Below are 16,487 nucleotides of genomic sequence, written 5' to 3' on the forward strand. Positions count from 1 at the left end.
GAACGTGGCGGCCAGTTCGTCGACGGACGAAGACGCGATCGGCTCGATACGCATGCGGCGGGCGTCTGCCTCTATCTGTGCCGGCGGATCCTGCGCGAAGAGCCGCGGACCGCCGCGTGAGACGGCGGTTGCCAGGAAAGGTCCTTTCCTGGCAACCGCGCGTTCAGCCCACCACGATCGACTGGAACTGCACCGCGATCCGCGGCGGCCCCGTCCCGTCTCCGGGCCCCTTCGCATCGTCCACGCCACCGCGTGCGACCTTGTCCAGTGTCTGGAGGCCCTCGTCGGAGATGCTCCCGAACACCGTGTAGTCCGGCGGCAGTTCCGCTTCACCGAAGACCATGAAGAACTGGCTGCCACCCGAGTCCGGCGCTTGCTTCTTCGCCATGGCGAGAATGCCGCGGCCGTACTTGAGCCCGGAGAAGACCTCGTCCGGGACCGTGTAACCCGGTCCGCCCATTCCGGTGCCCTCCGGGTCGCCGCATTGGAGCATCTGCAGCCCCGAGACACCGAGGCGGTGGCACGAAGTGCCGTCGTAGTACCCCTGCTGCGCCAGGGAAAAGAAGTTCGCCACGGTGCACGGCGCGAGCCCGCGGTCCAGCGTCAGCCCGATGTCGCCCGCGGTCGTCTTGACCGTGAGCGCCACCGTGCCGGAAGCCGGAGTCGGTCCCGCCGCCGGCGGGTTCACCTTCTTCGGCACCGGACCGGAGGTGTCCGCCGGGTAGGCGCACTCCGTCGGATCCGCGAGCGGGGTCGTGCGTTTCGGCAGTTCCGTGCGCGCGGACGGGATGTTCACCGGGCTCTGCGTCGCCGTCTCCTGGGAACTGGAGGCCGGAGCCGACGAGGACGACGCGACCGCGCCCTTGTCCTTCGAGTCCGACAGGAAGAACCCGGGCGCCACGAACCCGAGGATCGCCACGACGGCGACCACCACGACGAGTCCCAGCACCCCGAGCCCGACCCACAGCGCCGTCTTGTTCGAAGACGGCGGCGGCTGCTGCGGCGCGCCGTACCAGCCTTGTTGCTGATACGGCTGCTGCGGATAAGGCTGCTGCGGATAAGGCTGCCCCGGCTGAGGGCCTGGGGCGGGCGCCTGGCCTTCGGGCTCGCCCGGCTGCGGCGGCTGGGACATCTGTGCTCCTGTCGTCCGGAGGAAGTACAAGAACACTCTTGCGTATCGCCCTTCAGGAGGTCACGGCATCCCCCACGGCGTGCCGTCGCCGTTCGACGGCACGGGCCGGATCTCGAAGTCCGGCCGGTCGCCCGCACGGTGCACGACAGCCTCCTCACCGCGCCGCAAGTCGATCCGGACGTCTCCGTTCGGCAGCCGCCGCCAGCGTTTCGGCCGCTCCCACCGGTCACGGACGGTCAGTTCGCCGTCGAGATCCGTCCGCAGCACGCACGGCGCCCCGGCCTCGCTGGTGATCTTGACCCACCGCGTCTTCCCGCCTTGTCGAGAGGCGCTGAGCAGGAACGCCCCCTCCGTGCGGAAGTCGCGCAGCGCGGCGTCCGCCCATTTCGCGGGCACCGCCGGGAAGAGCCGGATCACGCCGCCCCAGCTCTGCACGAGCATGTCGTGCAGCGATTGCGCGGCCGAAAGGGGCGTCTCGATCACCGGACCGGATTCCTTGTACATCGTGTTCGGCTGGATGTAGCGCCGTTGCAGTTCGCCGAGGTAGAACTCGGCCTTCTCGCCGCGCAGCATCTGCGCCGACATCGACGCGGCCCCGGTGAACGTGTAGCCCTGCAACGCCCCCTCGAAGCCCACCCAGTGATCGAGCGAGGTCTCGATGATCCGCCGGTGCTCCGGCCGTTCCCAGGTGATCTCGTACAGCGGGTAGATCTGCAGCAGATGCGAATAGTGCCGATGCGACTTCGCGAACGGCACCCCCGCGCCGATCATGTAGCCGTTGGCGTCGACCGGGTACGGGACGAGCGTCGCCAGGACCTCCCGCCACCGTCGTGCGAGCGGATCGTCGACGCGCAGTTCCGCCGCCGACTCCAGCAGGGTCTTGCAGCCCCATCGGATCAGTGCCAGATCGTAGTTGCAGTCGGGCGCGTTGACGCCGTACTCCGGCGAGAACGTCGCCGGAAGGTGCAGTTTCCCGTCCGCCCCGGGTGCCAGGAAGTGGAGGTAGTAGTTGATCGCCTTGCGCAGCAACGGGAACAGGGTGTCGCGCAGAAGGCGCCGGTCCATCGTGTGCCGATAGGACAGCCAGACGTTGTGCAGCGCCCAGGTGAGGTTGCCGACCTCCGGCGTCGGCGTCGCCTTGCCCGGGATGCCGACCGGGAAGCCCGCGTTCGTCCCGACCGCGCCGTTGAGCAGGTTCATGTCCGTCGTACGCGGGATGCCCGCCGAATCGTGCTGGTACGGCTCGGCGACCTGGCTCGTCAGGTTCGCCCGATACTTGCCGAGCGCGTGGCCGACGGCGTCCAGTTCGAGGTGGTTGGACCCGTGGATCAGCCAGTACTCGAGCTGGACGTTGAGGTTCCACCAGGTCGCGGGCCACGGGGTCGGCTCCAGCCACGGTCCGCAGGTCGCCATCACCGGAGCCTCCCGGCGCGCGGCGGAGGCGATCTTGTACAGCTGGATCCAGTAGAAGCTCTGGAGGCGGGTGTCCGGAATGGACAGGAAACCGTGCCGGTAGTAGTCGTGCCACCATCTGCGATGTCCGGCCGTCAGCGCCAAGAACGGCTCGGCGCGGCGGACCGTGTTCAACGCCTCCCGCACGGCGGTCCGCTTCGGATACGACCAGGCCACGGACGTGTACAGCGTCCGCTTCGAGCCCTGGGCGACCTCGCGCCACGCCGTGACGTGTTCGCCGCCAGACAGCAGGCTCTGCACAGAAAGCCTGCTGTCACCGCTGCTTTCCAGAGTCGCGGGCGGGTTGGCGGCATACCCGGCGGGCGGCGGCTTCCCGAACTTCGGATCCGTTCTCGGGCTCACCGCCTCCGCCGGATGGAAGACCCAGGCGAAACCGCGCTCCCCCTCGGTCGGCTCGATCTCGACGGCCAGCAGCGACTGTCCGGTGTGGACGATCGCGCGCAGCGACAGGCTGCCCGCGGCCGTGGTGATGGTGCCCCTGAGCTCGGCGTTCCAGAGGTCCATCCGCCAGTCGATCCCGGTGATGGCGCCGACCGGTTCGAGGGTGAAATGCCCGATCGGCAGCCGCGCCAGCCCGAACAGGGAGCCGAACTCCGGCCGGTGGTCCTGTACCTCGCTATGCTGGACGTTGAACCGGACGGCGTTCCGGCCTGGTTCGGCGTAGATGCCCGAGCCGAGGAAGCCGTTGCCCAGAAAGGGGCCCTCGTACCAGGTCTTCGGCATCCGGCGCCAGATCAGGTCGGCCGTGCCGAGGAATCCGGCCCAGTCGAGGCCGCCGAGCGCGAAGTCGTTCTCCACCGCCGACGCGGACGGCGCGAATCCGGCCGCGGCCACGCCTGCCAACGCCCCGCCGAGCACCGTCCTGCGAGTGATGTCCATGCTCAGATCCCCCAAGCCGGAGTCGAACGGTCGCCGGGCACGTCCCGCGGTTCCAGTTCCGGACGCGTGCCGCGTCGCGTGACGACGGCTGTCCCGCCGCGGTGGAGCGGAATGGAGATCGCGCCGGGACCTGTGTGGCGCCAAGGAAGCCGTCGTCCGCGCGCGTCACGGACCTCGATGTCGCTGGGAATCCCGTGCCGCAGGGTGAGCGGCTCCCCCGCCTCGCTGCGCACGCGGATCCATTCGGTCGCGCCGTTCCGCCGGGACGCGTCCACGAGGAACGCCCCTTCCGCGCGCAGGCTTTCGAACGACGCGTCCGGCCACGCCGACGAGACCGACGGGAAGACCTTGAGCACGCCGTGGTCACCCTGCAGGAGCATGTCCACAACGGACTGTGCGGCGGTGATGGGACTCTCGATCGCGAGGTTCGCCCCCTCGCGGTACATCGTGTTCGGCGTCAGCTGGGTGTTCGCGACGACGGTTCCGTCCAGGAAGATCTTCAGATAGCGCAGGGCTTCTTCAGGTTGGTCCATCACGGAACACATCGACGACGCCGCCGCGAAGCTGTAACCGTGCCATTTCTCCTGCAAGCTCGACCAATGCGCGAACGTGCGGCGCATGATGTCCCGGTCTCCGGGCCGATCCCAGAGTTTCTCGCGCAGCGGGTAGAGCCACAGCAGATGCGAGAAGTGCCGATGCGAATCGGCCAGCGGGACGCCGTCGCCGATCAGCACGCCTTGGGCGGGATCCTGGTGGTACGACACCAGCTTCTCGCCGATCTCCCGCCACGCCGGCACCCGCGGATCGTCGATCCGCAGCTTGGCCGCCGATTCGACGAGCGTGCGCGCGGCCCAGCGGATCAACGACAGGTCGTAGGTGCAGTCGGCCGCGTCCGCGTACTCGGGCGATCTCGTCATCGGCAGATGCAGGGCGCCGTCCGGGCCCGTCGCGAGGAAATGCCGGTAGTAGTTGAGCGCCTTGGCGAGCGTCGGATACAGGACGTCGCGCAGGACCCGGTGGTCCATGCTGTGCCGGTACGCGAGCCAGACGTTGTGCAGGCCCCAGATCAGGTTTCCGGTCTGGTCGTTCTTGGTGGCGGGCCCGGGGATCCCGACCGCGCGGGTGCCGCCGGGCCGCAGCCGCCAGTCGCCCGGATGCGAAAGCGCGTACGTATCGCCGTCCCGGTGAGCGGGAGGCACCGAGAGTTCGAGGTTGGCATGGTCGCGGCGGAAGGTCTCGGTGACGGCGTCGAGTTCGGGATGGTTGCTGCTGTTGACGATCGGATACGTGACCTGGACGTTCAGGTTCCACCACACCGCCGTCCAGCTGTTGCCGACCTCCGGGAACCACGGCCCCCATTCGGCGACCACCGGGCCGCTCGCGCGGGTGGCGCACGCGGTCTTGTACAGCTGGATCCAGTAGAACCGCTGGATCCGTTTGTCCGGAATGGACACGAAACTGCGCCGGTAGAATGCGTTCCACCAGCGCCGGTGCCCGGCGACGAGCAGGTCCGGAACCACTGTCGACGCCCGATTGACCCTGGTGATCGCTTCAGCGGTGTGCGTCGGCTCGGGGAACCCGTACGCGACCGTCGCCGCCAGAAGCCGTCGCGTGCCGATGGTCCGCTCGCGCCACGCCGTCGTGTATCCGCCGCCGGCGTGGAGCGGCTGCTCGCAGTACCGGACGGCGCCCGCACTGGCGAGCTTCGGATCGGGGTTGGCCGTGTAGTCGGGCGGTTTGCGGATCGTCCGGGTGGTCGCCGACTTGAGCGGCGTGAACCCCCAGTCCGCCGCCGCTTCCCCGGTGAGCGAGACGAGGAGGAGATCCTGGTCGTTGTGGACCAGCGCGGAGAAGCGCACCGAGCCGCGGGTGGTGGTGATCGTGCCGCCGAGTTCGGCGTTGTACAGGTCGAGGTGCCAGTCCACCGCCGTGATCGCGCCCTCGAAGGTGAGGGTGAGGTAGCCGATCGGGAGCCGCGAGTACCCGATGGCCGCTTCCCACTGCCCGCGCTGGTCCTGGACACGCGAATGGCTGAGCATCACCTTGAGGACGTTCGGCTGCGCGCCCGCGTAGAACTGGACGCCGAGGAAGCCGTTGGCGAGGAACGGGCCCTCTTGCCAGCCCGTCGGCAGCCGCTTCCAGACCATGCGCGCGTCGTCGACGATCCGGCGACGGACGTCTTCACCGGCGAGCGCCGGTGGCGCCCCCTGAGCCCAGAGGCCGCCGAGCGCCGCCGCCCCCGCCGCGACCCTCAGCATCGATCGCCTGGACAGCTCGGCCATGGGTCGCCTCCAGATTCATACTACGTTTACCGCAGATCAAGTCCTGGCGACCGGCATGTTTCCAGAGATCAGCGCGCTTTGACCAGTACGCTCACCCGGAAAGCGGCAGATACATCCGACCTATCGGTCAGCGGGCGAGGTAGGCACGAGTAGCGTCAGGCGAGGCGTGACCGAGCATTTCGGAGGCGGTGCCGAGGTCGGCTCCGGCGCGGAGCAGGTCGATGGCAAAGGTCTTGCGCAGAGTTCGCGCGGAGAGCCCTGGCATGCCGATCAAGGTCCCGAATGTGGCCACGACGTCATTGACCGACCTTGGAGACACTCGGCAGCCGAAAGCGTTGAGGAAGTACGCCGGTTCCTCGTCAGCACCCGGCCGCTCGGCACGGACCCGGAGATAGGCGTCGAGCGGCGGCCGAAGCTCGGGCGGCAGCGGAATCGTCCGCCGTCGGCCGCCGCGCACGATGACCGAGCCGGTCGACACGTCCCGCAGGTCCAGTGCGGAGAGTTCGGTGACCCGAACACCGGTGTGCACCAGGAAGTGCAGGACCGCCACGTCCTTGGTCGACAAAAGATGCGCCGCCGCGGAGAGCATCTCGCGCAGTTCGCCGTCGGCCAAGGGGGACAGTGTTGCCGCCTCGAACGACCGGCGCACATCGATCCGGTCCAGCTTTCCCCGCACGACCCCGCCAAGCGGGGTATCGGGCCATTTCCGCCACCGCTGGGGCCGGACCTTCAACAGGTGCTCCTCGGCGGTCGCCGCATGTTCGAGGTCCACCGGACCGCGGGCCGCGGTCAGCATCTGTTGATCGCGGTGCCGGTTCGCCTTGTTCACACGGCGTTTGTGACGCGGGAGGTTCTTGCGCGAAGCCTTGTCGTTCGCGCAGTAATGGTTGCGACGGTCCTTGGCGTAGCTCAGCCGTTTCTTCTCCTGCGGACTCTTCCGTCCCATGCTTCTCCCCCTGACGTCGGAGAAAGGACGATAACGAGACGTCCGGGCCGCCGACCACCGATTTACCGGGGCTGCCGCAGGTCGGGAGGTTCGAGCAAACGCGCCTTCAGTGTCCGGACCGCCGCGTCGGACACACCACGCTGCCGCGCCCAGCCGGCGAAACCCCCGAAATCGTCCTCGACGCTGTCCAGCAGAGCGTTGATCGTGCTTTCGGTGCACCGGAACAGTTCCTCCGGCAACCGGAGCGCGCGGATGCGCTCGATCACCCGGGGAAGGCTGTACGCGCTGCGCAGGTAGTCCTGAACGATCAGCTCCCGCGGCGCACCGGCGAGACCGAGCGCGAGGGCCGTGACGATCCCGGTCCGGTCCTTGCCCGACGCGCAATGCACCACGACGGGCCGGGCCAGCAGGACCGCCAGGATCTCGATGGCGACCGGGAGGTTGTCGTCGAGCCGGAGATGGTCGGCGTAAACCGCCTCCAACGACCGTCCGCTTTGGACGGTCCGCAACGGCACGTTCGCGTAGCGGGCTCCAGGCAGTGCCGCACGGCCCTCGCCGGCCGTCTCGGCGCTGGAGCGAAGGTCGAGGACGCCTTCGATACCGAACCGGTCGAGCAGGAGGTCCTTGTCCCTGCCGGTCAGAGCCTGCAAAGTGTCGCTGCGGAACAGCCGCCCCCGCCGGATCGGCCCGCCGCCGGTGTCGCGGAAGTTGAACGCGCCGGTGAGCGTGGAAGTCACCGGTGCTCCTCGCCGAACGTGATCGTTCCCGCCGAGCCGTCGACGGTGATCACCCGGCCGGTGGTGATCAGCGTGGTGGCGCCGGGGACACCGACCACGGCCGGGATCCCGTGTTCCCTGGCGACGGTGGTGCCATGGGAGATCATCCCGCCCGTTTCGGTCACGAGCGCGGCCGCGGTGAGGAACAGCGGTGTCCAGCCGGGATCCGTCGTCGCGGCGACGAGGATCTCGCCCGGTTCGATCCGCGCCCCGTCGGGATCGCGGACCACCCTCGCCCGGCCGGTCACCACCCCCGCCGCCGCGGCCAGCCCGGCGAGGTCACCTTCGCCCGCATCGGACTCGAGTGCGGGCACGGTGCCGTCGGAGAGCAGGACCGACGGCACCCGGGGCCTGCGCGCCTCCCGCTCCCCGACCTTTCGCCGTCGTGCCACGGTCGTCCGGAAGTCCTTGCCGTCCAGAACTTCGCGGACTTCGGCGAGGTCGAGGAACATCACGTCGCCTGCCCGGTCCAGCCGCTCCGCCTGGACGATCTCCTCGCCGACGAGGAGCAACTGTTTCCGGAGCGCGGCGAAACCGCGCATGAGACAGAACTTCGGGAACTCGCGCAGGCCGCGCAATCGCCTCGACCGACGCAGCAGGAAACGTGCCAAGAGCGTCCGGTGCGCCTTGGTCACCGGAAGTCGGCGAGTGAGTTCGACGATCCGTGTCTCGGCCGTCGCGGCCGTGCTTTCGAAGCGGGCTTCCGCACGCAGCAGGTTCACCAGCATCGCGAAGACCGGCTCGGGATCGTCGGCCCAGCGGGGTACGCCGAAGTCGATCTCCGAGGTGGCGCGGCAACCGTAATCCGCCAGGAACGCCGCGACGCCGTGCTGGATGACGTCCGGCAGGGTCCCCGCGAGCTGTTTGGCGGCCAGCTCGTCGGGCGCGGTGTCCAACAGCAGTCTGAGGGCCCCGTCGTCGCGTCGGATCGACTCTCCCGTGCGCCACAACGCCAGATCCATCTCGGTGGTCGGATTGTGCGGGACAGCGCGGAAAACGGTGGCGATCTCCGCCTCGTCCACGTAGCCCCGGAGCAACCGTCCGGCCAGCTGCCCGCCGACCGCACCCGCGGTATTGGCGTCACGTGGAAGATTCGCCTCGATCCGGCAGACGTCACCGCGAATTGACTCCACAAAGGACAGTCGTTGGCGGGCCGTCGCGTCGTCCGGCCCCGCTAACGCGGCGATCCGCCGTTCGGCGTCGCGGACGACCCTGGCGCGGGCCTGATCCGGCCACAGCCACGCGGCGATCATCCGGTCCCAGCGGCGGCGCCGTTTCTTCGGCGGGGTGTCCTCGTCGGAACCGGGCGGTACGGAAGGGAACCGCTGGTCTCGGCCGAGCTGTTCGACCAACCGACCCGACGGCGCCGCGAGGCTGTCCATGAACGCGGCCATCTTCGGCCGCTTCACCGGGCTCCGCACGCCGTCGGTGATGTCCCAGAACAACCACCCATCGACGTCGATGATCTCGTCGGAGAAGCCGAGCGCGCTCATGTACGTCGCCATCCCGCGCTGCCGCTCCCGGATCATGGACGCGCCCATCGGTGTGAAGGGGCGGTTGATCCCCTGGTAGACGTTGACCGACCAGTACGCGCGCGGCTCCCCCGCGGTCTCCGGGACCGGGAACAACGTGGTGATGTGCCGCGACTGGGTCAGCCACAGTCCACCGTCGCCATCGAACGCCCACTCGACGTCCTGCGGCGCGCCGAAGTGCTTCTCCAGCCTCCTGCCGACGGCCGCGAGCTCACCCAGCCGTGACGGCGTCAGGCAACCTTCGCTCGGACCCTCGACGGTTTCGCCTTCGACGCTCAGCCGGTAGTGATCCGGCGTGACCGCACCGGAAACCACCGCTTCACCCAACCCGGGTGCGGCGTCGACGACGATTTCGGACCGTTTACCCGAAACCGGATTCGCCGTGTACAGCACCCCGGCGCACTCGGCGTCGACCAGGCGCTGCACGATCACCGCGATGGCCGGAGCCTGACCGGTGTCGTGCGCCGCCCGGTACCTCGTCGCCCGATCGGACCACAACGAGGCCCAGCACCGGCGCACCGCCGCGAGCACCTCGTCCGCACCCCGGACGTCGAGGAACGTGTCGTACTGGCCGGCGAAACTGGCGTCCGGCAGATCCTCGGCGGTCGACGACGACCGCACCGCGACCGGACCGCCCCGCGAAAGCCGTTCGTACGCCTCGACGATCCCGGTTTCGAGCCGGGCCGGAAGCGGCGCGGCAACGTCCGGAAGAATCCGCCGGTACGCGGCGGTCGTGATACAGAAACCCTCCGGCACCGGGAAACCCGCCGAAATCATCTCCGCGAGATTCGCGGCTTTGCCGCCGACGAGGTCGCGGGGGCAGCCTCTCGCTTCGGCGAGCTGGAGAATCACTTTCGTTACCTCCCAGGGAATTCGCTTGGCCTGAGCTTGCCTCCTCAACCTCGGTTGAGTTCAAGTACGTTCTGGGAATTCGCGGCGTTGTACGCGGCGACCAGTTCGGCGGCGACCTTGCCGGGCTCGGAGCGCAACCGGCTGGGCAGGGTCTGGAGTACGAGAATCCCCTCGGCGGCGTACCGGCTGTTCCTTTCGAGCGTGCCGGCATACTGCTCTCGCGCGAAGTGGAAGTCGTACGAGTCGACCTCCCATGCGAGCCGGACCTTCTTGAAGTAGCCGTCGGGGGTACCGATGTAGCGGCCGGAGGCGTCCCGCAGTTCGTGGTTCCACAACGGCTCCGGGAGACCCGTCCGCCGCCAAACCGCCATCGCGTCGACCTCGGCCACCGACCGTGCGCCTCGGAGGACGTCACGCAGCACTTCGCGAGGCAACGCGCTGCCCCGGTCACTGCCCGCTTCGAGTTCCCTGATGAGCGCCTCGGGATTCAGTCTTCCTCTCTGGACGGCTTCGGTCAGCAATGCCCGGACCGGGTCATGCGCGCTGAAGCGACGGCACTCGTCGAGAACCGCCCGGACGAGGGGCGCCATCGGCATCCCGTCCACGACGACGGGGCGGAGCATTCGTGTGGTCCGCTCCACGGTCACCGAACCCACGCTGCTGACCTTGCACGAGGCCGGTATCAGAAGCTGGATCCTGCTCGCCGCGATTCCCGACCCCCGCAAGCCCTGGCGGCGGCAAGCTTCGAGGCCTGTGACGAGTGCTTGCGGCCCGCCGTAGAGCAAGGCACCGTCGACCAACTGACGCCGGGTCGGTTTACCGGAACCGAGCAGGAGCACTCCTGGCAGCAAGAGCTGCCACGGCTGCCCTGGTCGGCACCGCCGATAACACGTCTTCCTGGGAACGCCGAACTCCACCAGCCGCGCGACAGTGATCACTCCGCCGCGACTGAGCCCCCATAGAGCCTCGCGATCGTCTCGCCATTCGCCGGTTCGCACCACATACGCGATCGTGGATCCACCGGTCCACTCCGCGCCAGCCCCGATCCGCTCCCCTGTGGACAACTCGCCCCACTGGCGCCGCCTGTGGACAACCCTCCAGGTGTTCCCAATGTCGCATTTGAGACGCTGAGCGTCTCAAATGCGACATTGGGAACCTTCAAGCGAGAGGAAGCGGAGGCAGCGCCGGAGCGTCCAGCCAAGCGTCGAAGAACCCACCCAGCGAACGCCCGGCAAAGCGTTCAGCGAGCGCAACGAACCCGGCAGTCGTCACCAGACCGTGCCGGTTCTCCATCGCCCAAGCCTTCACCAGCGGGAAGAAGACCGCGTCGCCGACCGTACAACGCAAGGCGTGCAACAAAAGCCCGCCCCGCTTGTACACCCGCTCGTCGAACATCCGTGCCACGCCGGGGTCGGCGAGACGCAGGTCCGCGGGCTTCGCCTTCATCCGCGCGTGCCAGGTCTTCGCCCACGCGTGCGCGCTCTGGCCGCCGGATTCCTCTGACCAGAGCCATTCCGCGTACGTCGCGAAGCCTTCGTTCAGCCAGATGTGCCGCCAGTCGGCGACGGTCAGGCTGTTGCCGAACCACTGGTGCGCCAGTTCGTGGACGACGAGCCGTTCGTGCGTGCGCCGTCCGTCGACGTGGTTGGCGCCGAAGATGGACATGCCCTGCGCTTCGATCGGGTCGTCGAGGTCGTCGTCGGTGACGACGACGACGTACTCGCCGAACGGATACGGCCCGAACATCCGCTGCAGCGACTCCATGATCTGGCCCTGCCGCCCGAAATCGCGCGCGAAGGCCCGGCGCAGGCGCGGCGGCACGGCGGCCCGCTGCGGGACACCGCCGGACGCGAGCACGATGTCGTCGTACCGTCCGATTTGGACACTCATCAGATACGTCGGCGTCGGCTCGGGCCGTTCGAAGATCCACTGGGTGGTGCTCGCGCGCGTGTACCGCGAGACGAGATTCCCCGTGACGGCCACGAGATACGGTGACGACGTCGTGAGCGCGACACGGTACGTCGCCTTGTCCGCGGGATGGTCGTTGCACGGGAACCACGACGGCGCCCCGACCGGCTGGCTCGCGACGAGCGAGCCGTCGGTCAGTTCGTCCCAGCCGATGTCGCCCCACAGCCCCGGAAGCGGCCGCGGATTGCCGACGTAGTGGACCTCCACCAGGAACTCGCTGCCGAGCGCCAGCGACTTCGCCGGCTTCACCTGCAGCTTGTGCGCGCGCCGGAGGTACTTGGCCGGTTTCCCGTTGACCAGCACCCGGTTGATCCGGAAATCACCGAAGTCGAGCGTGAACCGCGACAGCGCCTGCGTCGCCTCCGCGGTGATGGCCGCGGAGGCGGACAGGCGGTTGGGACCGATCTTGTAGTCCAGCTCCAGGTCGTAGTGCCGGACCCGGTAACCGCCGTTACCGTGACGGGGCAGATAGGAGTCGCCGGAGGTGTCCGCGCCGGGCGAGGGCTGCGCGGAGGCCTTCGAAATCACCCGGGAAGAACCCCGCTTTCCATTGTGTCTGTCTGTGAACCCGCGGCCGCGATCGACGTCGGCAGGGCGCTGGTTGACAGAAGACCGTCACGGTGCGTGGACACGGCGCCCTGCCACCGCGATAGCGGGGCCTTCGGCCGGGGCGGGTTCACCCCTGTGGTCACCATTCCGAACGCACCTCAGCTCCGCCAGCCGTTCCTACTTCGTCCAGGCCGAGATGGGATTACCCAGCCAGCGCGAGTCGGCGGGCACCGCGTCGCCCCGGGTCACCAGGGAGCCCGGTCCGACGGTCGTCCGCGCGCCGATGCTCGCGCCAGGCAGCACGATACCGTGCGGCCCGAGCGTCGCTCCCTCGTCCAGGGTCACCGGCGACATCGTCATGATCCGGTCGTGGAACAGGTGCGTCTGCACGACACAGCCGCGGTTGATCGTCGCGCCGTCGCCGAGGCTCACCAGATCCGACTCGGGCAGCCAGTACGTCTCCAGCCACACACCGCGCCCGATCTTGACGCCCATGGTCCGCAGCCACGCCGGCAGCAGCGGCGTGCCGCCGAGCGAACCGATCAGCCACGGCACGGCGAGCGCCTCGACGAACGTGTCGGCGAGTTCGTTGCGCCAGACGAACGAGCTCCACAGCGGGTGGTCCACCGCGCGGAACCGGCCGACCAGCAGCCACTTCATCGCGGTGGCGGTCAGCGCGGCGACGGCACCGGCGGCGAGCAGCAGCGGCCCGCCGAGCAGCACCGCGACCAGGAAACCGAACGACGACGCCAGCGCGAAGATCCCGGCGGCCACCAGCACGGTCAGGGCGACACCGCACATCACCGGCACGATGCGGCACAGTTCGACGAGCGCGCGGGCCGCCTTCAGCCGCAGCGGCGGGGTGAAAGTACGACTCGTGTCGGCCTCGCCGACCGACCGGCGGACCGGCAGCGGCGGCATCCCGAGGTACGACGAGCCCTTCTTCGCCTTGAGCGGGGCCGACGACAGCACCCCCACGAGACCGCGTTTCGGCACCGAACGTCCCGGCGCGGCCATCCCCGAGTTGCCGAGGAACGCCTGCTTGCCGATCCGCGCCGGCGCGACGTGCAGCCAGCCGTGGCCGAGTTCGTAGGTGGCGACCATGGTGTCGTCCGCGAGGAACGCGCCACTGTCCACCTGGGTCATCTTCGGCAGCGCGAGCACGGTGGACGCCTCGACGTTGCGGCCGACCTTCGCTCCGAGCATCCGGAGCCACACCGGGGTGAACAGGCTGGCGTACAAGGGGAACAGCCCTTCACGCGCCATGCCCATCAGTCGTTCGGTCGCCCAGACCTGCCACGCCACACGCCCGTGCACCGGGTGATAGCCCTCGACCATGCCGATGCTCAGCGAACGGACGCCGACGAGCACGAGGAGGGCGTACGTCAGGAAATACGCGACGGTCGCGAGCGGCGTGAACAGCAGCGCCTGACCGAGCGCGGCGCCCAGCGACGGCGCACCGGCGATCGCGTAGCCCAGCACGGCGACAGCGGGCAGCGCGGCGACGGCGGGCAGCAGCCCCAGCGCGACCGAAGTCGCGCCGTAGACCGAAGCCCAGAACCGCGACCGCGGCGGGCGGCTCGACGGCCACTTCAGCGCGTCCTTGCTGGCACGCGCGGCGGGCGCACCGGCCCAGCGCTGCCCGGCGGGCACGTTGCCGCGGACGGTCGACCCGGCCGCGATCTCCGCGCCCTTGCCGATCCGCACGCCGGGAAACAGGGTGCTGCGCGCGCCGATCCGCGCGTCGGCGCCGATCCGGATCTTGCCGATGTGCACGAGGTCGCCGTCCACCCAGTGGCCGGACAGGTCGACCTCGGGCTCGACGGCGGCACCGCGGCCGAGCTTCAGCATGCCGGTGACCGGCGGCGGGGAATGCAGGTCGACGTCCTTGGCGATCCGCGCGCCGAGGGCCTTGGCGTACGTCGTCATCCAGGAAGCGCCCGCGACACTGTCCGCGCCGCTGAACTCGGCGAGCTTCTCGGCGGTCCACAGTCGCAAGTGGACACTCCCGCCGCGCGGGTAGCTGCCGGGACGGACGCCGCGCAGCAGCAGCCGGGAGCCGGTCGCGGAGATCGCGATCCGCCCGGCCGGGCTGAACAGCACGATCCACGCGGCCGCGATCCATGCCCAGTTCAGCGTCGGCGCCCAAGCGAAACCGGCCAGCGACAGTACGTTCGAGAGCGTCGCGGCGATCGTCGTCCAGCGCAGCCCGACCAGGCCCATCAGCGGGATCATCAGCAGCGACTGGATGATCCCGGCCTTGCGCGGCGTCGGCGCGATGTCACGGCGTTCGGTCTTCTCGCCGCTCAGCGCGTCCAGCATCGACGCGAGCGCGCCGAGCTTCGGGTTCGCGTAGATGTCGCTCACCGACACCTGCGGGTGGCGGGTGCGGATCCGCGCGATCAGCTGGGCGGCGGTCAGGCTTCCGCCGCCGTTGGTGAAGAAGTCGGCCTTCGGGCTGTCGACCGAGACGCCGAGGATCTCCGCCCAGCCTTCGGCGAGCCAGCTCTCCGTCGGGGACAGACCGGATTTCGCGGCGTCCACAGTGGACAGCGGCCAGGGCAGCGCGTTGCGGTCGACCTTGCCGGAGGTACGCGTCGGCAGATCGTCGATCAGCGCCAGCAGCGGGACGAGCGCGGCCGGCAGCTGCTCGCGCAGCCGGGTCGAGGCCTCGTCGTGGTCGAACTCAACACCTTCGGCGGGCACGACGTACCCGACGAGCACCTGGTTTCCCGCCTTGGTGCGGCGGACCGCGGCGGCGGCGCCCTGAACCCCGGGCAGCGCCTGGAGCGCGGCGTCGACCTCACCGAGTTCGATCCGGCGGCCGCCAAGTTTCACCTGCTCGTCGAGGCGCCCGAGGAACAGCAGGCCCTCGGCCTCCGCGCGGACCATGTCGCCGCTGCGGTACGCGCGGCGCCAGCCCAGCGAAGGCAGCGGCGCGAACTTCTCGGCGTCCTTCTCCGGGTCCAGGTAGCGGGCCAGGCCGACGCCGCCGATGACCAGCTCGCCGGTCTCCCCCATCGCGACCGGCTCGCCGGCCTCGTTGACCACGGCGAGCTGCCAGCCCACCAGCGGCAGGCCGATGCGAACCGGGCCTTCGCCGGTCATCTGCGCGGCGCAGGCGACGACGGTGGCCTCGGTCGGGCCGTAGGTGTTCCAGACTTCGCGCCCCTCGACGGCGACGCGTTCGGCCAGCTCCGGCGGGCACGCTTCGCCGCCGAAGATCAGGAGGCGGACGTCTTCGAGTGCGTCGGCGGGCCACAACGCGGCCAGCGTCGGCACGGTCGACACGACGGTGATGCCCTGCGCGACCAGCCACGGGCCGAGGTCGACGCCGGTGCGCACGAGCGAACGCGGCGCCGGGACCAGGCAGGCGCCGTGGCGCCAGGCGAGCCACATCTCTTCACAGGACGCGTCGAACGCGACGGACAGCCCGGCGAGCACGCGGTCTCCGGGGCCGATCGGCTCCTCGGTGAGGAACAGCTGAGCTTCGGCGTCGACGAAGGCGGCGGCCGAGGCGTGCGAGACCGCGACGCCCTTCGGTTTGCCGGTCGATCCGGAGGTGAAGATGATCCAGGCGTCGTCGGTCGGCGCGGGCGAGCCCTCGACGCCGCTCGGCGAGCCGAGCACGGTGATCGCGCCGCCGTCGGTGACGACCGCGGCGACGTCGGCCTCGCCGAAGACCAATTCGGCGCGCTCCTCCGGGTCGTCCGCGTCGACCGGCACGTACGCGGCGCCGACGGACAGGATCGCGAGGATCGCGACGTAGAGCTCTGCGGTGCCGGAGGAGATCCGGACGCCGACCCGGCAGCCGACGCCGACGCCGTTGGCGGTCAGCTTGCGGCCGTAGGCGTCGATCTCCTCGACGAGCTTGCGGTAGGACAGCGTGGTCTCACCGTCGTCGATCGCGCCCGCGTTGGGGTGGCGGGCGGCGGTCTCGGCGAGGATGTCGATCAGGGTGCGCTCGCCCGCGCCGAGACCGGACCAGAACAGGGCTCGATCGGCGACCGGGGCGGGCGACGGGGCGACGGTGACGTCCGCGACGCAGGCGATCGGTCGCGAGTCGGCGGTCAGGGTCATCGGGAGATCACCACGGGC

General features: G+C 69.5%; 9 protein-coding genes. All 9 read right to left on the reverse strand.

What is annotated here, in order from left to right; all coding sequences use genetic code 11:
• Positions 1 to 163: 163 nt before the first annotated feature.
• Positions 164 to 1,132 carry a peptidylprolyl isomerase gene (locus tag DMC61_RS29330; RefSeq protein ID WP_125693052.1) on the reverse strand — a complete coding sequence of 323 codons (969 nt, stop codon included), beginning with the start codon at positions 1,130 to 1,132 and terminating at the stop codon, positions 164 to 166.
• 60 nt (positions 1,133 to 1,192) lie between these two features.
• Positions 1,193 to 3,484, reverse strand: a complete 2,292-nt coding sequence (locus tag DMC61_RS29335) for a glycoside hydrolase family 95-like protein (RefSeq protein ID WP_125693054.1) — start codon at positions 3,482 to 3,484, stop codon at positions 1,193 to 1,195.
• 2 nt (positions 3,485 to 3,486) lie between these two features.
• Positions 3,487 to 5,766, reverse strand: a complete 2,280-nt coding sequence (locus DMC61_RS29340; RefSeq protein ID WP_125693056.1) for a glycoside hydrolase family 95-like protein — start codon at positions 5,764 to 5,766, stop codon at positions 3,487 to 3,489.
• Between the two features lie 127 nt (positions 5,767 to 5,893).
• Entirely contained in the window at positions 5,894 to 6,712 is an 819-nt protein-coding gene (locus DMC61_RS29345; protein WP_125693058.1) for a tyrosine-type recombinase/integrase, read from the reverse strand.
• Between the two features lie 62 nt (positions 6,713 to 6,774).
• On the reverse strand, positions 6,775 to 7,449 hold the full coding sequence (locus tag DMC61_RS29350; protein WP_125693060.1) for a tyrosine-protein phosphatase: 675 nt from the start codon (positions 7,447 to 7,449) through the stop codon (positions 6,775 to 6,777).
• Positions 7,446 to 9,872 (reverse strand): PEP/pyruvate-binding domain-containing protein, encoded by a 2,427-nt coding sequence (locus DMC61_RS29355; RefSeq protein ID WP_233594998.1) that lies wholly within the window; start codon positions 9,870 to 9,872, stop codon positions 7,446 to 7,448. The genes DMC61_RS29350 and DMC61_RS29355 overlap by 4 nt, the downstream gene beginning before the upstream one ends.
• A gap of 44 nt (positions 9,873 to 9,916) precedes the next feature.
• Positions 9,917 to 10,528: a hypothetical protein gene (locus tag DMC61_RS41780; protein ID WP_233594999.1), complete on the reverse strand. Its 612-nt coding sequence runs from the start codon at positions 10,526 to 10,528 to the stop codon at positions 9,917 to 9,919.
• Positions 10,529 to 11,030: 502 nt separating this feature from the next.
• On the reverse strand, positions 11,031 to 12,368 hold the full coding sequence (locus tag DMC61_RS29365) for a M1 family metallopeptidase (RefSeq protein ID WP_125693062.1): 1,338 nt from the start codon (positions 12,366 to 12,368) through the stop codon (positions 11,031 to 11,033).
• A gap of 198 nt (positions 12,369 to 12,566) precedes the next feature.
• On the reverse strand, positions 12,567 to 16,469 hold the full coding sequence (locus tag DMC61_RS29370; RefSeq protein WP_125693064.1) for a Pls/PosA family non-ribosomal peptide synthetase: 3,903 nt from the start codon (positions 16,467 to 16,469) through the stop codon (positions 12,567 to 12,569).
• Between the last annotated feature and the right edge of the window lie 18 nt (positions 16,470 to 16,487).

The sequence above is a fragment of the Amycolatopsis sp. WAC 04169 genome, assembly GCF_003947535.1.
Taxonomy (GTDB): domain Bacteria; phylum Actinomycetota; class Actinomycetes; order Mycobacteriales; family Pseudonocardiaceae; genus Amycolatopsis; species Amycolatopsis keratiniphila.